The sequence below is a fragment of the Streptomyces sp. NPDC054047 genome (genome assembly GCF_055585065.1).
The window spans coordinates 306,335-329,529 of sequence record NZ_JBVJKV010000010.1; the positions used below are offsets into that span (position 1 = coordinate 306,335).

General features: G+C 71.7%; 17 protein-coding genes. 14 read left to right on the plus strand and 3 right to left on the minus strand.

All coding sequences use genetic code 11. The features are described 5' to 3' along the window. Positions 1-32: 32 nt before the first annotated feature. The 10 genes from ACZ6ZP_RS32110 to ACZ6ZP_RS32155 all read left to right on the plus strand — a co-directional run bounded on the left by ACZ6ZP_RS32110 (position 33) and on the right by ACZ6ZP_RS32155 (position 15,608). A complete protein-coding gene (locus ACZ6ZP_RS32110; RefSeq protein ID WP_469409301.1) occupies positions 33-2,426 on the plus strand; it encodes an ATP/GTP-binding protein in 2,394 nt (797 codons plus the stop codon). 246 nt (positions 2,427-2,672) lie between these two features. Further along, on the plus strand, positions 2,673-4,268 hold the full coding sequence (locus tag ACZ6ZP_RS32115) for a PucR family transcriptional regulator (RefSeq protein WP_351165587.1): 1,596 nt from the start codon (positions 2,673-2,675) through the stop codon (positions 4,266-4,268). 181 nt (positions 4,269-4,449) lie between these two features. Beyond that, positions 4,450-5,895, plus strand: a complete 1,446-nt coding sequence (locus tag ACZ6ZP_RS32120) for an aldehyde dehydrogenase family protein (protein ID WP_361470230.1) — start codon at positions 4,450-4,452, stop codon at positions 5,893-5,895. 234 nt (positions 5,896-6,129) lie between these two features. After that, complete coding sequence (locus ACZ6ZP_RS32125; protein WP_351165590.1) at positions 6,130-8,076, plus strand: acyl-CoA dehydrogenase family protein; 1,947 nt, start codon at positions 6,130-6,132, stop codon at positions 8,074-8,076. A 110-nt stretch (positions 8,077-8,186) separates the two neighbouring features. After that, positions 8,187-9,443: a 1-deoxy-D-xylulose-5-phosphate reductoisomerase gene (gene dxr, locus ACZ6ZP_RS32130; protein WP_351165592.1), complete on the plus strand. Its 1,257-nt coding sequence runs from the start codon at positions 8,187-8,189 to the stop codon at positions 9,441-9,443. Then, a complete protein-coding gene (locus tag ACZ6ZP_RS32135) occupies positions 9,440-10,741 on the plus strand; it encodes a M50 family metallopeptidase (protein WP_351165594.1) in 1,302 nt (433 codons plus the stop codon). Before dxr ends, ACZ6ZP_RS32135 begins: the two co-directional genes overlap by 4 nt. A 163-nt stretch (positions 10,742-10,904) precedes the next feature. Next, positions 10,905-12,062 (plus strand): flavodoxin-dependent (E)-4-hydroxy-3-methylbut-2-enyl-diphosphate synthase, encoded by a 1,158-nt coding sequence (ispG, locus tag ACZ6ZP_RS32140; protein ID WP_469409305.1) that lies wholly within the window; start codon positions 10,905-10,907, stop codon positions 12,060-12,062. Between the two features lie 276 nt (positions 12,063-12,338). Then, positions 12,339-13,187: a GNAT family N-acetyltransferase gene (locus ACZ6ZP_RS32145; RefSeq protein ID WP_351165598.1), complete on the plus strand. Its 849-nt coding sequence runs from the start codon at positions 12,339-12,341 to the stop codon at positions 13,185-13,187. Positions 13,188-13,248: 61 nt separating this feature from the next. Beyond that, on the plus strand, positions 13,249-13,806 hold the full coding sequence (locus tag ACZ6ZP_RS32150; protein ID WP_351165601.1) for a GNAT family N-acetyltransferase: 558 nt from the start codon (positions 13,249-13,251) through the stop codon (positions 13,804-13,806). A gap of 107 nt (positions 13,807-13,913) precedes the next feature. After that, entirely contained in the window at positions 13,914-15,608 is a 1,695-nt protein-coding gene (locus tag ACZ6ZP_RS32155; RefSeq protein ID WP_351165604.1) for a proline--tRNA ligase, read from the plus strand. A 92-nt stretch (positions 15,609-15,700) separates the two neighbouring features. On the opposite strand, the gene ACZ6ZP_RS32160 is transcribed toward ACZ6ZP_RS32155, so the two are convergent. From ACZ6ZP_RS32160 to ACZ6ZP_RS32170, 3 genes are all read right to left on the minus strand, one after another. Next, the gene (locus tag ACZ6ZP_RS32160; protein WP_351165607.1) at positions 15,701-16,600 is read right to left on the minus strand and encodes an aminoglycoside phosphotransferase family protein; all 900 of its coding nucleotides are present in this window, start codon (positions 16,598-16,600) and stop codon (positions 15,701-15,703) included. Positions 16,601-16,662: 62 nt separating this feature from the next. Beyond that, positions 16,663-17,130 (minus strand): ferritin-like domain-containing protein, encoded by a 468-nt coding sequence (locus tag ACZ6ZP_RS32165; protein WP_351165609.1) that lies wholly within the window; start codon positions 17,128-17,130, stop codon positions 16,663-16,665. Next, positions 17,127-17,654, minus strand: a complete 528-nt coding sequence (locus tag ACZ6ZP_RS32170) for a hypothetical protein (protein WP_469409311.1) — start codon at positions 17,652-17,654, stop codon at positions 17,127-17,129. Before ACZ6ZP_RS32170 ends, ACZ6ZP_RS32165 begins: the two co-directional genes overlap by 4 nt. Before the next feature lie 231 nt (positions 17,655-17,885). On the opposite strand from ACZ6ZP_RS32170, the gene rimP reads away from it, so the two are divergent. From rimP to infB, 4 genes are all read left to right on the plus strand, one after another. Further along, complete coding sequence (rimP, locus tag ACZ6ZP_RS32175) at positions 17,886-18,386, plus strand: ribosome maturation factor RimP (RefSeq protein WP_351165614.1); 501 nt, start codon at positions 17,886-17,888, stop codon at positions 18,384-18,386. A gap of 2 nt (positions 18,387-18,388) precedes the next feature. Next, positions 18,389-19,387, plus strand: coding sequence for a transcription termination factor NusA (gene nusA, locus ACZ6ZP_RS32180; protein WP_351165616.1), 999 nt, complete (start codon positions 18,389-18,391; stop codon positions 19,385-19,387). 67 nt (positions 19,388-19,454) lie between these two features. Next, the gene (locus ACZ6ZP_RS32185) at positions 19,455-19,745 is read left to right on the plus strand and encodes a YlxR family protein (RefSeq protein ID WP_351165619.1); all 291 of its coding nucleotides are present in this window, start codon (positions 19,455-19,457) and stop codon (positions 19,743-19,745) included. A 145-nt stretch (positions 19,746-19,890) separates the two neighbouring features. Continuing rightward, positions 19,891-23,094, plus strand: coding sequence for a translation initiation factor IF-2 (gene infB, locus ACZ6ZP_RS32190; protein WP_351165621.1), 3,204 nt, complete (start codon positions 19,891-19,893; stop codon positions 23,092-23,094). The last annotated feature ends 101 nt before the right edge of the window (positions 23,095-23,195 follow it).

Consider the following 23,195-nt stretch of genomic DNA (forward strand, 5'->3'; position numbering starts at 1 on the left):
CCGACAGACCGGCAGGTCAGGGGGCAAGGGCCATGGACTCCGAAGGCACGCACGACGCTCGCGGCACACACGCCACACCGGTGCCGCGCCCGGCGGGGCCCCCGAGCCCCGCGGCGCCGCCGATGCCTCGACAGCCGCCCGGCGCCGACAACGCGTCGTCCGTCGCCGACTGGCTCGCCGCGCCGCGCCCCGAGGCGGCACCGGGCATCTGGCGCTACGCCTACCGGCCCCCCGCGCCCGAGGCCGATACCGAGGGCGCCGACCGGCGGCTGATCGTGGGCATGGTGATCTCCACCGTGCTCGGTCTGCTGTTCTGGTCGCTGTGGCGGCAGGGCAGCATCCCCTACCAGTGGGCCCCGCTGAAGCTGTTCACGCCGGGTGAATGGTGGTGGGCCGGCAGCATCCAGCCCAAGATGAGGCAGGCCGAGGACGCCCGCATCGTCTACGACGGTCTCGTCTTCGGCGCGGTGGTGTACACCGTCGGGCGGCTCGGTGCCTGGCCCGACGCGATCCGGCACTTCGTGACGCGGCGTCCGCAACCGGCCCGTGCCGTGATCGCCTCGGTCGGGGCGGTCGGCGTCCTGGTCTTCGTCTGGCCGAGCGCCCTCGGGCTCGACGCGCGGCCGCTGCCCGTGGCCGACCCGGTCTTCTCGCTGGTCGCCCTCCTCGCGGGTGGCTACGAAGTCTTCGAGTCGCGCGTGCTCACCGACACGCTGTACGTCGTGATCACCCTCGCCGTGCTGTGGCCCTTCGCCCGCATCGGCGGATGGTGGGAGGCGGTCCGCGACCGCAGGACCGTGGCGGCACGGCCGCGCGTGACCCCGCCGCGCCCCGCCGCCGCGCCGCCGCGCGCGCACTGGCCCGAACTGCGCGCGGCAGGACAGCACAAGGCCGCCGACCTGCTCTCCGCCGAGTTGGTCAGCGGACGCATGAACGACGTCGACTGCACCCGCGTGACGCACGCCTGGCGCACGGCCGCCCCCGACCCGGGCGCCCCTGACCCGGCCGCCCTCGCCACCTTCGTGGACACCGTCGCGCGGCACGGCTGTGCCGCCTGGGCCCACCCCTCGGGCCAGCGCGACCTGCCCGCTCGCAGCGCCGTCCACGACCTGCTCGTCGGACAGGTCAAGATCGGCCGCTACGCGAAGGACGAGCGCAACCCCTACGCCGTGCGCGACGCCGGAGCCGCGCTCGACCCCGCCGTGCTCGGCACCTCGCTGCTCGCGGTGGGTCCCTCCGGCGCGGGCAAGACCGGACGGCTCATGCGCCCGGTCGCCGAATCGCTCTCCCTGGGCGCCCTCACCGGACAGTGCGCGGTCGTCGTCGTGTGCGCGGCGGGCACGGCGCTCGGTCCCGACCAGGCGTACGACGTCGTGGTCAAGCCGGGCGACCCGGCGTCCGTGCACGACATCGACCTGTACGCGGACTGCGCCGACGCGGACGAGGCCGCCGCCTTCCTCGCCGAAGGCCTGGTCGGCGATCTCGAGGCCGTCGACACCCGGCGCGCCGCCACCACCCTCGCCCAACTCCTGGGCCCCTACCGCCAGCTGCACGGACGCTTCCCCTCGGTCCCCGTGCTGCGCGAACTCCTGGAAGGCGACCCCGCCGGGCTCGACGACCTCCGGACGGGCCTCGCCGCGGGCGGGCACACCGCCATGCGCCGCGAACTCGACGCCCGTGTCCGCCAGTCCGACTCTCCCAACGACCCGGGCCCCGCCCTGGCCGACCGGCTCGCCCTGCTCGACCGGCCCGCCTTCGCCGACTTCTTCAACCCCGGCGGCGATGGGCGCCCCTTCTCGATGCGCGCCGCCGTCCACCACCCGCTGCGGGTCAGGGTGGATCTGCCCGAGCACGGCCACGAGGAGGCGTCCAGGCTCCTCGCCCGGCTGCTGCTCGCCCAGTTCGCGTACGTCGTGCGCGGCCGTGCCCGGCGGCCGCACTTCGTCTGCCTGGTCCTCGACGACGCCGCGCGTACCGTCACCACCGAGAGCGTGCGCGCCATCCAGCGGCTGCGGTCGCTGAACGCGGGCGTCGTGCTCGGTCTGCGCACCATCGGCGAGGTGCCGGAGCCGCTCCAGGGGCCGCTCTACGCCGCGGTCGGCTGCCGGATGGCCTTCTCCGGAGTGACGACCTGGGACGGACGCCGGTTCACCGAGGCCTGGGGCACCGAGTGGATCGAGACCAAGGAAGTCGCGCAGCACACCGTCTTCGCCGACCAGCCGATGACGCGGGCGCTGCACTCGCTGCGCAAGCTCGTCACCGGCAAGGCGGTCACGACGGACGCCGTCACCGTGCGCAAGGTCGAGCGCGAACGCTGGTCCGCGTCCGACCTCGCCCACTCGCTGCCCCCGGGCCACGCCGTGCTCTCGCTGACGGACGTACGAGGAGAGCACGCGCCGCCGCTGCTGGTGGATCTTCGGGGGTAGCCGCCGGGGCGTAGTTCAGGGATGTACGTACAGCCGCCGGGGCGTAGGTAGGGATGTACGTACGGGGTATTCGGTCCCGTACGTACCGTACGGTGAGGCAGAATCGACACAGGTCGTTCATACGTACCGGCCAAAAGATCCACATCTGGTCCGGGATTCCATGGCCGACCGGGACGCGTGCCTCATCAGCCGCTGCCAGACGCCCGCCCTGACATGCCCTGACCTGCTGACAGACCTGAAGGTCCCATGCCGCCCACGCTCGCCTCCCTCGTCCACCACTCCGCACTGAAGCTCACCGTGCGCGCGGGTGAGGATCATCTGGACGCGCCCGTGCGCTGGGCGCACGCCAGTGAGCTCACCGACCCCGTGCCCTACATGGAGGGCGGCGAGCTCCTCATGATCACCGCGCTCAAGCTGGACGCGGAGGATCCGGAGGCGATGCGCCGCTATGTGAAGCGGCTCGCGGCGGCGGGCGTCGTCGGGCTCGGGTTCGCGGTCGGGGTGCATTACAAGGACATCCCGGACGCGCTGGTCGCCGCGGCGGCGGACGAGGGGCTCCCGCTCCTCGAAGTCCCGCGTCGTACCCCCTTCCTCGCCATCAGCAAGGCCGTCTCCGCGGCCATCGCCGCCGACCAGTACCGCGCCGTGACGGCGGGCTTCGCCGCCCAGCGCGAGCTGACCAAGCAGGCCCTGAGCGACGGCCCCGAGGGGCTGCTCGGCGCGCTGGCCGGCCAGGTGGACGGCTGGGCCGCGCTGTACGACGCGTCCGGCGCCGTCGTCGCCACCGCCCCCGAGTGGGCCTCCCGCAGGGCCGCCCGGCTCACCTCCGACGTCGAGCGGCTGCGGGACCGGGCGGCGCCCGCGAGCGCGGTCGTCGCGGGCGCCGAGGACCGGGTGGAGCTGCACTCGATCGGCACCGGACGGCGGCCCCGCGCCGCGCTCGCCGTCGGCACGGCCTCCACCCTCGGCACCGCCGAGCGGTACGCACTGCACTCGGCCATAGCGCTGCTCACCCTCACCACCGAGCGCAACCGCTCGCTCCAGGCCGCCGAGGCCCGGGTCGGTTCCGCCGTGCTCCGGATGCTGCTCGCCGGGGAGCCGGAGCACGCCCGCACGGTGGCGGGGGAGTTGTACGGAAGCCTGCTGGACGCGCCGTTCCGCCTGGTGGTGGCGGAGGTACCGGCCGCATCGGCCTCCGCCCCGGAGGACGGCGACCCGTTCGCCGCCCTCACGGACGCCGTCGAGTCGGCCGCCGCCCGCGCGGGCGAGGCACTCCTGGTCGTCCCCTACGGCGAGCGGCTCGTGCTGCTCGTCGTGGACGGCGGCGCGGGCGCCGCGGCCTGCGTCGCGTACGCGGAGGCGCTGGAGGCCGCGCGCCCCGAGGCGCCGGAACAGGGCGCGGTCGACGGGGCGGCCCTCCTGCTCGGCCTCTCCGCACCCGCGGGACCCATCGCCGCGGCCACCGCGTACAAACAGGCCGACCAGGCGCTTTCCATCGCCCGGCGCCGGGGCCGCGCGATGGTCGAGCACGAGGACCTCGCGGCGGGCTCGGTCCTGCCGCTGCTCGCCGACGACGCGGTGCGGGCGTTCGCCGACGGTCTGCTGCGCGCCCTGTACGAGCACGACGCCAAGGGCCGCGGCGACCTGATCGCCTCGCTGCGCGCCTGGCTCTCGCGGCACGGCCAGTGGGACGCGGCAGCGGCCGACCTGGGCGTCCACCGCCACACGCTGCGCTATCGCATGCGCAGGGTCGAGGAGATCCTGGGCCGCTCCCTGGACGACCCGGACGTCCGCATGGAGCTGTGGCTGTCACTGAAGGCGACATCGAGCGGTACGGACTGATCGAGCGGTACGGAGCAATCGAGCGGTACGGAGCAAATGCGGGGGAATCGCTCACCTGCCAAAGAGGCGCGGCCCCGGAGGGCAGTACTCCGAGTCGGACAAACGTCCCGCACCCCTGCCGCCCCTACGGTGGGGAACGTACCCCCCAAGACACACCTTCGCGGAAGGGCCGGGAATCGACATGACTTCCATCCACGCCTTCTGGCTCGCCGGTCGCCAGACCACCGGTGAGACCACTCTCGACGTCACATCGCCCTGGGACGGGCGGGTCGTCGGCAAGGCTGCCGTCCCGACCGACGCCCAGGTCGAGGAGGCCGTCGCCGCCGCGTACGCGGTGCGCGACGAGTTCGCCGCGACCCCGGCGCACGTGCGGGCCGCCGCCCTCGACCACGTGAGCCGCAGGCTCGTCGAGCGCACGGAAGAGATCGCCCAGCTCATCTCCGCCGAGAACGGCAAGCCGATCAAGTGGGCCCGCGGCGAGGTCGGCCGCGCCGTCTCCGTCTTCCGGTTCGCCTCGGAGGAAGCCCGCCGGTTCAACGGCGGCGAGGCCCAGCGCCTGGACACCGACGCCGGTGGCCAGGGGCGTCTCGCCTTCACCCGCCGTTTCTCCAAGGGCGTCGTCCTGGGCATCGCGCCGTTCAACTTCCCGCTGAACCTCTGCGCCCACAAGATCGCCCCGGCCATCGCGTCCGGCACGCCGATCATCCTCAAGCCGGCGCCCGCGACCCCGCTCTCCGGCCTCCTCATCGGCGAGCTGCTCGCCGAGACCGAGCTGCCCGCGGGGTCCTGGTCGGTCCTCCCGGTCGCGAACGAGAAGATGCCCGCCCTCGTGCAGGACGAGCGCCTTCCCGTCATCTCCTTCACGGGCTCCGAGAAGGTCGGGTACGCGATCCTGGACTCGGTGCCGCGCAAGCACTGCACCCTGGAGCTGGGCGGGAACGGCGCCGCCGTGGTCCTCTCCGACTTCTCCTCCGACGAGGACCTGGACTGGGCGGCCTCGCGCATCGCGACGTTCTCCAACTACCAGGGCGGCCAGTCCTGCATCTCGGTGCAGCGCGTCATCGCCGACGCCTCCGTGTACGACCGGCTCGTGCCGCGCGTCCTCAAGGCGATCGAGGGCCAGGTCACCGGTGACCCGTCCGACCCGAAGACCGACGTCGGTCCGCTCGTCAACGAGGACGCCGCCAAGCGCGTGGAGTCCTGGGTCGACGAGGCCGTCCAGGCGGGCGCGCAGCTCCTGGCCGGCGGCAAGCGGGACGGTGCCTCGTACGCGCCGACCGTGCTCGCCGACGTACCGGCCGACGCGACCATCGCCGTCGAGGAGGTCTTCGGACCGGTCCTCACGATCAAGAAGGTGGACGGCGAGGCGGAGGCCTTCGCCGCCGTCAACGACTCCAAGTACGGCCTCCAGGCGGGCGTCTTCACGCACGACCTGCAGACCGCCTTCCGCGCCCACCGCGCCCTCGAGGTCGGCGGCGTGGTCATCGGCGACGCCCCCTCCTACCGCGCCGACCAGATGCCGTACGGCGGCGTCAAGCAGTCCGGCGTGGGCCGCGAGGGCGTCCGCTTCGCGATGGACGACTACACCTACGAGCGGGTCATGGTCATGACGGGCCTCGCCCTGTAACCCGTTCACGGACCGAACGGCCGGAGCCCACTGTGCGGGGGCTCCGGCCGTTCTCGTGCGCGAGGACACCGCGTGGGACGCGATGCGCCGAACGCTGCGCGAGGACTGGTGGGCTCCGGGCGAATCGGGTACATACGATCCATACGATCGAGTAGCACCAGTCAGTAACCGACCGGGTCGAGATCGGGTCAACCGGAGCCGATCGGCCCCCTCCGCGGCGAGGTGAGCTCCTCAATGTCCGCACCAACCACACCCCCTTCCGGGCCGTCCGTCACCGAACGCGAGGCCAGGCAGGTCGCCGAGGCCGCCCGCGAACAGGACTGGCGCAAGCCGAGCTTCGCCAAGGAACTCTTCCTCGGCCGCTTCCGGCTCGACCTGATCCACCCGCATCCCCTGCCCGCCGACGAGGACGCCCGGCGCGGCGAGGAGTTCCTCGCCAAGCTCCGCGACTTCTGCGAGACGAAGATCGACTCGGCCCGCATCGAGCGCGACGCGCAGATCCCCGACGAGGTGATGAACGGCCTCAAGGAGCTCGGCGCGCTCGGCATGAAGATCGACACGAAGTACGGCGGGCTCGGCCTCACGCAGGTCTACTACAACAAGGCGCTCGCCCTCGTCGGCTCCGCGAGCCCGGCGATCGGCGCGCTGCTCTCCGCCCACCAGTCGATCGGCGTACCGCAGCCGCTCAAGCAGTTCGGCACCCAGGAGCAGAAGGACGAGTTCCTGCCGCGCTGCGCCCGCACGGACATCAGCGCGTTCCTGCTGACCGAGCCGGACGTCGGCTCCGACCCGGCGCGCCTTGCGACCATGGCGGTGCCGGACGGCGACTCGTACGTCCTGGACGGCGTGAAGCTGTGGACCACGAACGGCGTCGTCGCGGACCTCCTGGTCGTCATGGCGCGCGTGCCGAAGTCCGAAGGACACAAGGGCGGCATCACGGCCTTCGTGGTGGAGGCGGCGGCGGAGGGCATCACCGTCGAGAACCGCAACGCCTTCATGGGCCTGCGCGGCCTGGAGAACGGCGTGACCCGCTTCCACCAGGTCCGGGTCCCCGCCGCGCACCGCATCGGCCCGGAGGGCGCGGGCCTGAAGATCGCCCTGACGACCCTCAACACCGGGCGCCTGTCGCTGCCCGCGATGTGCGTCGGCGCGGGCAAGTGGTGCCTGAAGATCGCCCGTGAGTGGTCGGGCGCGCGGGAGCAGTGGGGCAAGCCGGTCGCGCTGCACGAGGCGGTCGGCGCGAAGATCTCCTTCATCGCGGCGACGACCTTCGCCCTGGAGGCCGTCCTGGACCTCTCGTCCCAGATGGCCGACGAGGACCGCAACGACATCCGCATCGAGGCCGCGCTCGCCAAGCTGTACGGCTCCGAGATGGGCTGTCTGATGGCCGACGAACTGGTGCAGATCCGCGGCGGCCGCGGCTTCGAGACGGCCGAGTCCCTCGCGGCCCGCGGCGAACGCGCGGTCCCGGCGGAGCAGGTCCTGCGCGACCTGCGCATCAACCGCATCTTCGAGGGCTCGACGGAGATCATGCACCTGCTGATCGCCCGCGAGGCGGTGGACGCGCACCTGAAGGTGGCGGGCGACCTGATCGACCCGGACAAGTCGCTGACCGACAAGGCGAAGGCGGGCGCGAAGGCGGGCGGCTTCTACGCCCGCTGGCTGCCGAAGCTGGTCACGGGCCCGGGCCAGCTCCCGCGCTCGTACGCCGAGTTCCACCCCAGCGGCCACGCCGACCTCTCCCCGCACCTGCGCTACGTGGAGCGCAACGCCCGCAAGCTGGCCCGCTCGACGTTCTACGCGATGTCGCGCTGGCAGGGAAAGATGGAGACCAAGCAGGGCTTTTTGGGCCGCGTGGTCGACATCGGCGCCGAACTCTTCGCGATGAGCGCGGCGTGCGTGCGCGCCGAGCTCCTGCGGACGACGGAGGACCACGGCCGCGAGGCCTACCAGCTGGCCGACACGTTCTGCCGCCAGTCCCGCATCCGCGTCGACGAGCTGTTCGACCGCCTGTGGACGAACACGGACGACATCGACCGCAAGGTGGTCAAGGGCGTCCTGAACGGCATGTACACCTGGCTGGAGTCGGGCATCGTCGACCCCAGCGGCGAGGGCCCGTGGATCGCGGACGCGACACCGGGCGCGAGCACCCGGGAGAACGTCCACCGGCCGATCCGCTGACGCGCTTTCCGGGGCGTTCGCCGTCACAGGAGCGCCCCGGAACACGATTGCGGCCCGCCGGATCGGGGCGCAGTGTCCCCTCGCACCGCCGCCCAGGCAAGAATGGGGGGATGAGCGACAGTCCAGCCCCCCTCGCCGACCCGCATCTCGTCTTCGACCCCGTCGTCACGGACGGCCCGCGGGACATCGTCATCCTCGGCTCGACCGGGTCGATCGGCACCCAGGCCATCGACCTCGTCCTGCGCAACCCCCGTCGCTTCCGCGTCACCGCGCTCTCCGCCGCGGGCGGCCGCGTCGCGTTGCTCGCCGAGCAGGCGAGGCAGCTGCGGGTGCGGACCGTGGCCGTGGCCCGCGAGGACGTCGTACCGGCGCTGCGCGAGGCGCTCAAGGGGCAGTACGGCGACGAGCCGCTGCCCGAGATCCTCGCCGGGCCCGAGGCGGCCACGCAGCTCGCCGCCTCCGAGTGCCACACCGTCCTGAACGGCATCACCGGCTCCATCGGGCTCGCGCCCACCCTCGCCGCGCTCGAAGCGGGCCGCACCCTCGCGCTCGCCAACAAGGAGTCGCTGATCGTCGGCGGCCCGCTGGTGAAGGCGCTCGCCAAGCCGGGGCAGATCATCCCGGTCGACTCCGAGCACGCCGCGCTCTTCCAGGCGCTCGCCTCGGGCACCCGCGCCGATGTGCGCAAGCTGGTCGTCACGGCCTCCGGGGGCCCGTTCCGGGGACGTACGAAGGCCGATCTGGCCGGCGTCACGCCCGAGGACGCGCTGGCGCACCCGACCTGGGCCATGGGCCCGGTCATCACCGTCAACTCCGCGACCCTCGTCAACAAGGGTCTGGAGGTCATCGAGGCGCACCTCCTCTACGACATCCCCTTCGAGCGCATCGAGGTCGTGGTCCACCCGCAGTCCTACGTGCACTCCATGGTCGAGTTCACCGACGGATCGACGCTGGCCCAGGCCACGCCGCCCGACATGCGCGGACCGATCGCCATCGGCATCGGCTGGCCCGAGCGCGTGCCGGACGCGGCGCCCGCCTTCGACTGGACGAAGGCGTCGAGCTGGGAGTTCTTCCCCCTCGACACCGACGCTTTTCCGTCGGTCGGGCTCGCCCGGCATGTGGGCAAGCTCGCGGGCACGGCCCCGGCGGTGTTCAATGCGGCCAACGAGGAGTGCGTGGACGCGTTCTTGAACGGCGCCCTGCCCTTCAACGGGATCATGGAGACCGTGACGAAGGTCGTCGCCGAACACGGCACGCCGTCGGCGGGAACTTCCCTGACCGTCGCGGACGTCCTCGAAGCGGAGACCTGGGCACGCGCCCGGGCCCGTGAACTGACGGCGAAGGCGACCGCGGAGGCCCGCGCATGACGACCTTGATGATGATCCTCGGCATAGTCGTCTTCGCGGTCGGGCTGCTGTTCTCGATCGCCTGGCACGAGCTGGGCCACCTGTCGACCGCCAAGCTGTTCGGCATCCGCGTGCCGCAGTACATGGTCGGTTTCGGCCCGACGATCTTCTCGCGCAAGAAGGGCGACACCGAGTACGGCATCAAGGCCATCCCCCTCGGCGGGTACATCCGCATGATCGGCATGTTCCCGCCGGGTCCGGACGGCCGGATAGAGGCACGCTCGACCTCCCCGTGGCGCGGCATGATCGAGGACGCGCGCTCGGCCGCCTTCGAGGAGCTCAAGCCCGGCGACGAGACCCGCCTCTTCTACACGCGCAAGCCGTGGAAGCGCGTGATCGTGATGTTCGCGGGCCCGTTCATGAACCTGATCCTCGCCGTGGCGATCTTCCTCGGCGTGATGATGACGTTCGGCATCAGCACCCAGACGACGACGGTCGGCAAGGTGTCCGACTGCGTCATCCAGCAGAGCGAGAACCGCTCCAAGTGCGAGAAGGGCGACACGCCCGCGCCCGCCAAGGCGGCGGGCCTGAAGCTCGGCGACAAGATCGTGGCCTTCCAGGGGCAGCCCGTCGACGACTGGTCCGCGCTCCAGGGCAAGATCCGCGAGACCATCGGCCCGGCCACCATCACGGTCGAGCGCGACGGCAAGCGGAAGGAGCTGCGGGCCGACCTCATCAAGAACCAGGTCAGCAAGACCGACGGTGAGGGCGGCTATGTGGAGGGCAAGTACGTCTACGCGGGCTTCCTCGGCTTCACCCCCGCCACCGGCATCGTCAAGCAGGGCTTCGGCGACTCCGTGAACCGCATGGGCGACATGATGGAGAACGGCGTCGAGTCGCTCATCGCCCTGCCGTCCAAGATCCCCGACCTGTGGGACGCGGCCTTCGGCGACGGCGACCGCAAGCAGGACTCCCCGATGGGCGTCGTGGGCGCGGCCCGCGTGGGCGGCGAGGTCTTCACCCTCGACATCCCGCCGGAGAACCAGGTCGCGATGATGCTGTTCCTGGTGGCGGGCTTCAACCTCTCGCTGTTCCTGTTCAACATGCTGCCGCTGCTGCCGCTGGACGGCGGGCACATCGCCGGCGCCCTGTGGGAGTCGCTGCGGCGCAACGCGGCCAAGGTCCTGAAGCGGCCCGACCCGGGCCCCTTCGACGTCGCGAAGCTGATGCCCGTCGCCTATGTGGTGGCCGGAATCTTCATCTGCTTCACGATCCTGGTCCTGATCGCGGACGTCGTTAACCCGGTAAGAATCTCCTAGCAATGTGAAGTTTGCGGCGGCCGGGCACTCTATGTGTCCGGTCGCCCACCATTGGGTGGACTTGGGGGCGGGATGTGCTCGGGCCCTGTGGGGTGCCGTAATCTCGAAGCCTGGAGCCCGCCGATCTCGGGACCTTGATCCACACCTTGGGGATGCACGCCAGATGACTGCCGTTTCTCTCGGAATCCCGTCCGTACCGACCAAGCTCGCCGACCGCCGTGTCAGCCGCAAGATCCAGGTCGGTACGGTCGCCGTCGGCGGCGACGCACCGGTGTCGGTGCAGTCGATGACCACCACGCGTACGTCCGACATCGGGGCGACGCTGCAGCAGATCGCCGAGCTGACCGCGTCCGGCTGCCAGATCGTGCGGGTCGCCTGTCCCACGCAGGACGACGCGGACGCGCTGGCCACCATCGCCCGCAAGTCGCAGATCCCGGTGATCGCCGACATCCACTTCCAGCCGAAGTACGTCTTCGCCGCGATCGACGCCGGCTGCGCCGCGGTCCGGGTGAACCCCGGCAACATCAAGCAGTTCGACGACAAGGTCAAGGAGATCGCGCGGGCCGCGAACGACGCGGGCACCCCGATCCGGATCGGCGTCAACGCGGGCTCCCTGGACGCGCGCCTCCTCCAGAAGTACGGCAAGGCCACCCCCGAGGCGCTCGTCGAGTCGGCCCTCTGGGAGGCGTCGCTCTTCGAGGAGCACGGCTTCAGCGACATCAAGATCTCGGTCAAGCACAACGACCCGGTGGTCATGGTCAACGCCTACCGCCAGCTGGCCGCCGCCTGCGACTACCCCCTGCACCTCGGCGTGACCGAGGCCGGTCCCGCCTTCCAGGGCACGATCAAGTCGGCGGTCGCCTTCGGCGCGCTGCTCTCCGAGGGCATCGGCGACACCATCCGCGTCTCCCTCTCGGCCCCGCCGGTGGAGGAGATCAAGGTCGGCCTCCAGATCCTGGAGTCCCTCAACCTCAAGCCGCGCCGCCTGGAGATCGTCTCCTGCCCGTCCTGCGGCCGCGCCCAGGTCGATGTCTACAAGCTGGCCGAAGAGGTCACCGCGGGCCTCGACGGCATGGAGGTCCCCCTCCGCGTCGCCGTCATGGGCTGCGTCGTGAACGGCCCCGGCGAGGCCCGCGAGGCCGACCTCGGCGTCGCGTCCGGCAACGGCAAGGGCCAGATCTTCGTCAAGGGCGAGGTCATCAAGACCGTCCCCGAGTCGAAGATCGTGGAGACCCTCATCGAAGAGGCGATGAAGATCGCCGAGCAGATGGAGAAGGACGGCGTCCCCTCCGGGGAGCCGTCGGTGGCCGTGGCCGGCTGACTTTCTCGCAACGAGGGCTCCGCCACCGGGTCGGGTGGCGGAGCCCTCGTGTGTTCGGCCCGAACCGCCGCTTCGCGGCGGACCTCTACTTGCCATCCACCCGGGCACCCGGGGTAATCGGGCGGGCGGGAATCCCGCCGCGAAGCGGCGAAGAAGACCCACCCGCCACCCGCGGGGGAGAGCAGACAAAGCCCCCTCCAAGCCACCCCAGGGCACAAGGCGCCCCCGCCAGGTACAGTGCGGAGATCAGCAGACCGTATGGTGAGGCCCCCGCACGTGTTGACTCAGACCACCACCAGGGTCCTCGAACCGAGTGACCTGGACGCCGCGCTCGCAGTGCTCGACCGCGAGCCGGTGGCCAACGCCTTCGTGACCTCACGGGTCCGGGTCGCGGGCCTCGACCCGTGGCGCCTGGGCGGCGAGATGTGGGGCTGGTACCAGGACGGCATGCTGGAGTCCCTCTGCTACGCGGGCGCCAATCTCGTCCCCATCTGCGCGACCCCCCGAGCCGTACGCGCCTTCGCGGACCGCGCCCGCAGGGCGGGCCGCCGCTGCTCCTCCATCGTCGGCCCGGCCGAGCCCACCGCCCAGCTGTGGCGGCTGCTCGAACCGTCCTGGGGCCCCGCCCGCGAGGTCCGCTCGCAGCAGCCCCTGATGGTCACCGACCGGCTGCCGTCGGACATCACCCCTGATCCGTACGTCCGTCGCGTCCGCAAGGACGAGATGGAGACGATCATGCCCGCGTGCGTGGCGATGTTCACCGAGGAGGTCGGCATCTCGCCGCTCGCCGGTGACGGCGGCCTGCTCTACCAGGCACGGGTCGCCGAACTGGTCGGCGCGGGACGGTCGTTCGCGCGCCTCGACCGCGACGGCAAGGTCGTCTTCAAGGCCGAGATCGGCGCCGCCACGGCGATGGCCTGCCAGGTGCAGGGCGTCTGGGTCGCCCCCGAGTACCGCGGCCAGGGCTACGCGGCGCCGGGCATGGCGGCCGTCCTGCGCTACGCCCTCGCGGACGTGGCCCCGGTCGTCAGCCTCTACGTCAACGACTTCAACACCGCGGCCAGGTCGGCGTACCGGCGGGTGGGGTTCCAGGAGGTCGGGGCGTTCATGAGCGTCCTGTTCTAGCTCCCCCGCGTCTCACACCGCACTCCTCACGTATCGCCGTCAGCGAGTTAAAGTTCGGCGCATGACTGACCGCATGACTGACGACGTCGTGATCGGGCCGCTCGACCTCGCCGCGCACGTGGACGAAGCGCTGCGGGTGCAGGCCCACGCCTTCGGGCTCAGCGACGACGAGGTGTCCGTGCGGCGGCAGATCGTGCTGCGGCACATCACCTACCCCGGCGCCCGCGCGCTCGGCGCCACCACCCCCGAGGGGCGGCTCGTCGGCTTCGTCTACGGCATGCCCAACGACCGCGGCCACTGGTGGTCCACGGTCGTCGAGCCGTATCTGCGCGCCGGCGGCCTGGACGACTGGCTCGACGACTCCTTCGTGATCACCGAACTCCATGTGCAGCCCGGCCACCAGAACCGCGGAGTGGGCCGCACCCTCATCACCACCATCACGGACGCCGTCAGCCAGCCCCGCTCGATCCTCTCCGCCATCGACATCGAGAGCCCCGCGCGCGGCCTCTACCGCTCCCTCGGGTACGCCGACCTGGCCCGCAACGTCCAGTTCCCCAGCGCCCCGAAGCCGTACGCGGTGATGGGCGCGCCCCTGCCGCTGAGGCGCCCCGACGCCTGACCGATTTCCGCACGCGCCCGGCCCCCGGCTAACCTCCTGACATCACTCTCCCCCAAGCTCTCGGCTCCGCTCGAGCAGGGGGGACCCCCATCCCGCAGGAGTTCACCATGGCCCAGGTCCAGCGCATGTCCCGATTGATGATCAAGACACTGCGCGACGACCCGGCGGACGCCGAGACGCTCAACCACAAGCTGCTCGTCCGGGCCGGATACGTCCGCCGCACCGCCGCCGGCATCTGGTCCTGGCTGCCCCTCGGCAAGAAGGTCCTGGAGAACATCACCCACGTCGTGCGCGAGGAGATGGACGCCATCGGCGCCCAGGAAGTCCTCCTGCCCGCGCTCCTGCCCAAGGAGTCGTACGACGCGACGGGCCGCTACGACGAGTACGGCGACCTGCTCTTCCGCCTCAAGGACCGCAAGGGCGCGGACTACCTCCTCGGCCCCACGCACGAGGAGATCTTCACCCAGATCGTCAAGGACCAGTGCTCGTCCTACAAGGACTTGCCGGTGATCCTCTACCAGATCCAGACGAAGTACCGCGACGAGGCCCGCCCCCGCGCCGGTGTGCTGCGCGGCCGTGAGTTCCAGATGAAGGACTCGTACTCCTTCGACACCACGGACGAGGGCCTCGCCGAGTCGTACGCCCTGCACCGCGCCGCGTACATCAAGATCTTCGAGCGCCTCGGCCTCGACCACCGCATCGTCTCCGCCGTCTCCGGCGCGATGGGCGGCTCGGCCTCCGAGGAGTTCCTGGCGCCCGCCCCGGCCGGCGAGGACACCTTCGTGGACTGCCCCGCGTGCGACTACGCGGCCAACACGGAGGCCGTCTCCTTCGTCGCCACCGAGGCGGACGGCTCGGCGCACGGCCCCGTCGAGGACCTGGACACCCCCGACACCCCGACGATCGAGACGCTCGCGGCCCACCTCGGCGTCCCGGCCTCGGCGACCCTGAAGAACCTCCTGGTCAAGGTCGACGGCGAGATCGTCGCCGTGGGCGTGCCCGGCGACCGCGAGGTCGACCTCGGCAAGCTCGGCGAGCACCTGGCGCCCGCCGTCGTGGAGCTCGTGACGGCCGAGGACTTCGAGGGCCGCGACGATCTCGTACGCGGATACGTCGGCCCGCAGGGCCTGGAGAAGGTCCGCTACATCGCCGACCCGCGGGTGGCTCCGGGCACCGCCTGGATCACCGGCGCGAACAAGATCAACACGCACGCCAAGAACGTCGTCGCGGGCCGTGACTTCGAGGTCGACGACTACCTCGACGTCGTGGTCGTCGAGGCGGGCGACCCCTGCCCCAAGTGCGGCACCGGCCTGCAGCTCGACCGCGCCATCGAGATCGGCCACATCTTCCAGCTGGGCCGCAAGTTCGCCGACGCCTTCCAGCTCGACGTCCTGGGCCAGCAGGGCAAGCCGGTCCGCGTGACGATGGGTTCGTACGGCATCGGCGTCTCGCGCGCGGTGGCGGCGCTCGCCGAGCAGACCGCGGACGACAAGGGCCTGTGCTGGCCCAAGGAGATCGCCCCCGCCGACGTCCACGTGGTGGCCGCGGGCAAGGCCCTCCAGACGGAGCTGGCCCTGGACGTCTCCGAGCAGCTGAACGCGGCGGGCGTGCGGGTCCTGGTCGACGACCGTGCGGGCGTCTCGCCGGGTGTGAAGTTCACGGACGCGGAGCTGATCGGTGTCCCGCAGATCCTGGTCGCGGGCCGTCGCTCGGCCGAGGGCGTCGTGGAGCTGAAGGACCGCCGTACCGGCGAGCGCGAGGAGCTGACCGTGGCTGAGGCGATCGCGCGCCTGACTGCCTGAGTGAGGTGCTGCTCAAGCGCCGGACGGGCTGATCCTCAGCCCGTCCGGCGCCTGAGGACGAACTCGGCGGGGCCGGGGAAGAGAACCCGCCCCTACAGCCACCCGGCGAACTCCAGCAACAGCTCCGCGTCCTGCTCCCGCCCCACCCGGCGGGCCCGCACCCCGGACTCCACCGCGCGGAACAGCGTCCAGCCCCGCAGCCGCTCCTGGTCGACGTCCAGCGCCTCGGCCAGCTTCTTCACGCGGCGGCGGGTGATCGAAGACCCCGAGGGGGAGGCGATCAGGTCCTCGACGCGGTCGCGTACGAGCCGCGCCAGGTCGAACGCGGGCTCCCCGACCACCGGGTCGGGCCCCACGGCCAGCCACGGCAGCCGATCCCCCTGAAGCACCTTGCTCTGCCGGAACGTGCCGTGCAGCAGCCGCACCTCCGCGTCCCCCGCGAGCAGCTCGTCCCGCGCGGCGAGCGCGGCGTCCACCAGCGGCGCGACCTCCCCGTCGGCGGATGCGGAGGCCCGCATCGCCTCGGCCTGCCGCCCCGTCCGCTCGGCGACCGTCTCGAAGCGGTGCTCCGTGGGCGGCTCCACCCACAGCCGGCGCAGCGTGCCCGCCGCCTCCAGGAGGGCCTTGGCCTCGGGCAGCGAACGCACCGACACGTCGCGGTGCAGCCGCTCCAGGAGGAGGGCGCCGTCCGTGGCGGAGGGGTCCAGAAGGCGTACGGCACCGAGCCCGCCCCAGTGCGCGAGCGCGGCCCGTTCGCTCTGCGGCCGCGAGCGCGGCGGCACCAGCTTCAGCACGGCGGGTGTGCCGTCGGCGAGGCGCACCAGGACGACGAGGCCGCTGCGCCCGCCGGGCACGTGGACCCGCTCGACGGTCAACTCGCGTAGAGCGACGGCCTGTTCGGCTGCGCCGGGCAGCCCCTCCAGCCAGTCGTCGCCGTCCTGCGCCGTCTCACCGAGTGCGGTGACGAGACGCCGGGGCGGTTCGAGAGCCATACGCGAGGTGTTCCCTTCCCTACGGTCGCGACTGCCGGCCGCGCCACTGTCGTGACGGCCGGCTACGCCTTGGGTGTCGCCGGTGCGGAGGTGCCCGACCCGGCGGCCCGCTCGGCGAGACCAGGGAAGGCTACGCTCCCGCCGCGCCACCGCGCTGCCCGGACCGCCGCCTCCCGCAGCGCCTCGGCGGCGCTGCCGCGCCGGGCGCCGGTGGACGCGCGTACGAGATCCGCGTAGACCCCCGCGACCCGCTCCTCCAACTCCGTCGCGAGCCGCACGGCCGCAGCGGAGTCCGGCACCGCGAACGGCAGCGCGTAGGCGGGCGCCGACGGCTCGGGCTCGCCGCCCAGGTCGCGCACGGCGCGCTGCAGCTCGTCGCGCCGGGCACGGTGCGCGTCGTACGCCGTGCGCGCCTCGGCCCTGCGGCCTTCGCCGATCCGGGCGCCGACGACCCCGAAGCCGTACACGGCCGCGTGCTCGGCGCCCAGCGCGGCCTGCACCGCTCTCAACTCGTCCTTGGAATCGCTCACTTGTCGCCCTCCGTCAGCAGATACGCGTGCGCGGCGCCCGCCGCCGCCACCGACGCGAGCAGCCTGGCCAGCTCCGCGGGCGCGTCGACGAGCGCGCCCCCGCGCCGCTTCGCCAGCTCCCGCTCGGCCTTGGCGAGCTCGCGCACGGCGGCCTTCTCGTCCTGGGGGACGGCGGGCTTCGGCGTGGGCGAGGCGGACTTGGCGGGGGAGCCGGAAGGGGACGGGGAAGCGGCCCCCTCCGCGAAGACCGCCGCGTGCCGCTTCACCTCCGCCCGCAGCGGGTCCAGCCGTCCGGCCAGCGAGGGATGGGCGGCGAGGACGGCGTCGTACCGCCCGAGCAGCTCACCGCTGTCCCGGGCGGCATGCGCGCGCAGCCGCGCGGCGGCGGAAGGGCTCTCGTCCGTGGAGTCGGAGTCCGAGCAGCCCGAGAGCAGCACGGCCCCGGCCGCTCCGGCGGCCCCGGTCAGCAGACTCCTCCGGCGCGGCCCCGAACGGGCGTGCGAGGGGGTGGGATACGACGGCACAGCAGACGTCCTCGGCAGGAAGGCCAGAAAGGCAGGCAGTCAGAAGGTGGGCGAAGCCGGGCGCGAGCCCGGTGATCACCGTACCTTCGGCCTGCCGTCGTACGCGTGAGCGGCTCGGTGCCGGGCGCGGAGCGGGCGGACGGCGGGCGGCAACACCCCTCCGGACCGGATACCCTTTGAGCTGACACGCGACGATCCCACAACAGCACACGCGGCCGAGGAGTCACCCGGATGAGCACCACCCAGAGCGAGAGGCTGCGAGAACTGCTGGAACCGCTCGTCAGCTCGAAGGATCTGGATCTCGAAGAGATCGAAGTGGCCTCGGTCGGACGCAAGCGGGTGCTGCGGGTCGTCGTCGATTCCGACGACGGCGTGGACCTGGATCAGATCGCCGAGATCAGCCGCGAGATCTCCGAGAAGCTCGACGAGAGCGACGCGATGGGCGAGGGGGAGTACACCCTCGAAGTCGGCTCCCCGGGCGCCGAGCGCCCGCTGACGGAGCACCGCCACTATCTGCGCGCCGTCGGGCGCCTGGTGAAGTTCCAGCTGACGGAGGGCGGCGACGACGTGATCGCCCGCATCCTCGAGGTGGACGACGAAGGCGTGGATCTTGAAGTACCGGGCGTGAAGGGGCGCAAGCCCACCGCCCGCAGGCTCACCTTCGACGCGATCGCCAAGGCGCGCGTCGAGGTCGAGTTCAGCCGCAAGGACAAGAAGGAAGAGGAGGCGTAGCCGTGGACATCGACATGAGTGCCCTGCGGGGTCTGGTCCGGGAGAAGGAGATCTCCTTCGACCTGCTGGTCGAGGCGATCGAGTCCGCTCTCCTCATCGCCTACCACCGCACCGACGGCAGTTTCCGTCGCGCCCGCGTGAAGCTTGACCGCGAGAGCGGCCATGTGACGGTGTGGGCGACGGAGGACCCGGCGGACCTCGAAGAGGGCCAGGAGGCCAAGGAGTTCGACGACACCCCGTCCGACTTCGGCCGTATCGCGGCGACGACCGCCAAGCAGGTCATCCTGCAGCGGCTGCGCGACGCCCAGGACGACGCGACCCTGGGGGAGTACGCGGGCCGTGAGGGCGACATCGTCACGGGCGTAGTCCAGCAGGGCCGCGACCCGAAGAACGTGCTCGTCGACATCGGCAAGCTCGAGGCGATCCTGCCGGTGCAGGAGCAGGTGCCGGGCGAGGAGTACACCCACGGCCTGCGCCTTCGTTCGTACGTCGTCCGGGTGGCGAAGGGTGTCCGCGGTCCCTCGGTCACGCTTTCCCGTACGCACCCCAGCCTCGTCAAGAAGCTCTTCGCGCTCGAGGTGCCGGAGATCGCCGACGGTTCGGTCGAGATCTCGGCCATCGCGCGTGAGGCCGGTCACAGGACCAAGATCGCGGTGCGCTCGACCCGTTCCGGCCTCAACGCCAAGGGCGCCTGCATCGGCCCGATGGGCCAGCGTGTGCGCAACGTCATGGCCGAGCTCAACGGCGAGAAGATCGACATCGTCGACTGGTCGGACGACCCGGGCGAGATGGTCGCCCACGCGCTCTCCCCGGCGCGGGTCAGCAAGGTGGAGATCGTCGACCTCGCGGCCCGTTCCGCGCGGGTGACGGTGCCCGATTACCAGCTGTCCCTTGCGATCGGCAAGGAGGGCCAGAACGCCCGCCTCGCCGCGCGGCTCACCGGCTGGCGCATCGACATCCGCCCGGACACCGAGCAGGTCCAGGACTCTCCGGAGTCCTGATCAAGACAACAACCGTTCGATTATTGCCCCAAAGGGGTGAGGTCGGTGCGGGGAGGTAGACTTAATCGTGTCTGGCCGGACGCAAGCCCGCGCATGCCCTGAACGCACCTGTGTGGGGTGCCGGGAGCGAGCGGCCAAGAGCGATCTGCTGCGCATCGTGGCGAAAGAGGGCGCTTGCGCCCCCGATCCAAGCGGTACGCTGCCCGGCCGGGGTGCGTATATCCACCCCGTCCCGGTCTGTCTCGACCTGGCGGTCCGACGCAGAGCGTTCCCGAGGGCCTTCCGGGCCCCGGGCCCGCTCGACACGGCGGACTTGCGCCGAGTCGTCGAGACAGTTGCCCAGCAGGCAACACCGTAAGGAAGGTCGCGCGGAACCCCGCGCGGCCCTGGTATTCCGCGAGTTGGAAGTAGGTCGAGATTGCGATGAGCACTCGATGAGCACGCGATGAGTACGCCCATGAAGTAGCGACGGTCCGGCGTAACCCGGACCTAAAAGGAGCGAAGTGGCTAAGGTCCGGGTATACGAGCTCGCCAAGGAGTTCGGCGTAGAGAGCAAGGTCGTCATGGCCAAGCTCCAAGAACTCGGTGAATTCGTACGTTCGGCGTCCTCGACGATCGAGGCGCCCGTAGTACGCAAATTGACTGACGCATTGAACCAGGGTGGTGGCAACGGCAAGGCCGCCGCCAAGCCCGGCGCGCCGCGCAAGCAGGCCGCCCCCAAGCCGCCGGCCCCCTCGGGTCCGGCGTCCGCATCTCCCGCGCAGGCCGCCCGTCCGGGTCCGGCCGCGCCCAAGCCGCCGGCGGCCAAGCCCGCCGCCGCGGCCGACAAGCCCGCGGCCTCTCCGGCCGCTCCCGGCCCGCGTCCGGGTCCGAAGCCGCCGACGCCCAAGCCGGCGCCCGCAGCTCCGGCCGCGCCCGCGGCTCCGGCCGCCCCGGCTGCGCCCGCCGCACCGGTCACCCCGGCTCCGGCCGCCCCGGAGTTCACCGCTCCGCCGGCCGCTCCGGCTGCTCCGGCCGCCTCTTCGGCGCCGGCAGGCCCCCGTCCGGGCGCTCGCCCGGGTGCCCCCAAGCCCGCGGGCCGTCCGGCCCCCGGTCAGGGTGGTCAGGGTCAGGCCCAGGGTGGTCGTGGCGACCGCGGCGACCGTCAGGGTGGCGCTCCGCGTCCCGGCGGCCAGGGTGGCGCAGCGCGCCCCGGTGGCCGTCCGGCAGGACCGCGCCCCGGCAACAACCCCTTCACCTCTGGTGGCTCCACCGGCATGGCGCGCCCGCAGGCGCCCCGTCCGGGCGGCGCCCCGCGTCCCGGCGGCCAGGGTGGCCCCGGCGGTCCCGGCGGCGCCCCGCGCCCGCAGGGCCAGGGCGGCGGCCAGGGTGCTCCTCGTCCGCAGGGTCAGGGCGGCGCTCGCCCCAGCCCGGGCGGCATGCCCCGCCCGCAGGGTGGCGCTCCGCGTCCCGGCGGCGGCGCTCCCGGTGCCGGTGGTAACCGTCCGAACCCGGGCATGATGCCGCAGCGTCCCGCTGCCGGCCCGCGTCCCGGTGGTGGCCCCGGCGGTGGCCGTGGTCCCGGTGGTGGCGGTCGTCCCGGCGGTGCCGGTGGCGGCGGCGGTCGTCCCGGTGGCGGCGGCGGCTTCGCCGGTCGTCCCGGTGGCGGTGGCGGCGGTGGCTTCGCCGGTCGTCCCGGCGGCCCCGGTGGCGGTGGCGGCGGTTTCGCCGGTCGCCCCGGTGGCGGCGGCGGTCGTCCCGGCTTCGGTGGCCGTCCCGGCGGTCCCGGTGCCCGTGGTGGCACGCAGGGTGCGTTCGGCCGTCCCGGCGGGCCCGCCCGTCGTGGTCGCAAGTCGAAGCGGCAGAGGCGCCAGGAGTACGAGTCGATGCAGGCTCCGTCGGTCGGCGGCGTCATGCTGCCGAGGGGCAACGGCCAGGCGGTCCGCCTGTCCCGTGGTGCCTCGCTGACCGACTTCGCCGAGAAGATCAACGCCAACCCGGCGTCGCTCGTCGGCGTGATGATGAACCTCGGCGAGATGGTCACTGCCACGCAGTCCGTCCCGGACGAGACGCTGAAGCTCCTCGCGGACGAGATGAACTTCGTCCTGGAGATCGTCAGCCCGGAGGAGGAGGACCGCGAGCTGCTCGAGTCCTTCGACATCGAGTTCGGCGAGGACGAGGGCGGCGAGGAAGCACTCGTCGCGCGTCCGCCGGTCGTGACCGTCATGGGTCACGTCGACCACGGTAAGACCCGACTGCTCGACGCCATCCGCAAGACGAACGTCATCGCGGGCGAGGCCGGCGGCATCACGCAGCACATCGGTGCGTACCAGGTCGGCGCCGAGGTCAACGGCGAGGACCGCCGGATCACCTTCATCGACACCCCCGGTCACGAGGCGTTCACCGCCATGCGTGCCCGTGGTGCGAAGTCCACCGACATCGCGATCCTCGTGGTCGCGGCGAACGACGGTGTGATGCCGCAGACGATCGAGGCGCTGAACCACGCCAAGGCGGCCGACGTGCCGATCGTGGTCGCGGTCAACAAGATCGACGTCGAGGGTGCCGACCCGACCAAGGTGCGCGGTCAGCTCACCGAGTTCGGTCTGGTGGCAGAGGAGTACGGCGGCGACACGATGTTCGTCGACATCTCCGCCAAGCAGGGCGAGAACATCGAGGCCCTCCTGGAGGCCGTGGTCCTGACCGCGGACGCCTCGCTCGACCTTCGCGCCAACCCGGCGCAGGACGCGCAGGGTATTGCGATCGAGTCCCACCTGGACAAGGGCCGCGGCGCCGTCGCGACCGTCCTGGTCCAGCGCGGTACCCTCCGCGTCGGTGACACGATGGTGGTCGGCGACGCGTATGGCCGAGTCCGCGCGATGCTCGACGACAAGGGCGAGAACGTGGAAGAGGCGGGTCCCTCGACTCCGGTCCTCGTCCTCGGTCTCACCAACGTCCCGGGTGCCGGCGACAACTTCCTGGTCGTCGACGAGGACCGTACGGCCCGTCAGATCGCCGAGAAGCGTGCCGCCCGTGAGCGCAACGTCCGCTTCGCCCGCAAGGGTGTTCGGTTCTCCCTGGAGAACCTGGACGAGGCCCTCAAGGCCGGTCTGGTGCAGGAACTCAACCTCATCATCAAGGGCGACGCGTCCGGTTCGGTGGAGGCTCTCGAGTCCTCGCTGCTCCAGCTCGACGTCGGCGAAGAGGTCGACATCCGCGTCCTGCACCGTGGCGTGGGTGCGGTCACCGAGTCGGACATCGACCTGGCGACCGGCTCCGACGCGATCGTGATCGGCTTCAACGTCCGTGCGGCCGGTCGTGCCGCGCAGATGGCCGAGCGCGAAGGCGTGGACGTCCGGTACTACTCGGTCATCTACCAGGCGATCGAAGAGATCGAAGCGGCCCTCAAGGGCATGCTCAAGCCGGAGTACGAAGAGGTCGAGCTCGGCACGGCGGAGATCCGCGAGGTCTTCCGCTCGTCCAAGCTGGGCAACATCGCCGGTGTCCTGGTCCGGTCGGGCGAGGTCAAGCGCAACACCAAGGCGCGCCTCATCCGCGACGGCAAGGTCATCGCGGAGAGCCTCAACATCTCCGGTCTGCGCCGCTTCAAGGACGACGTCACCGAGATCCGCGAAGGGTTCGAGGGCGGTATCAACCTCGGCAACTTCAACGACATCAAGATCGACGACGTCATCGCGACGTACGAGATGCGCGAGAAGCCTCGCGGCTGATCAACGCAGCTCGGGTCGGGGCCGGTCGAGGGGAGGTAAATCCCGTCGATCGGCCCCGGCCGTTCCGTGTACGGTTCTTGTGTCCCTGCCAAGTGGTTGGC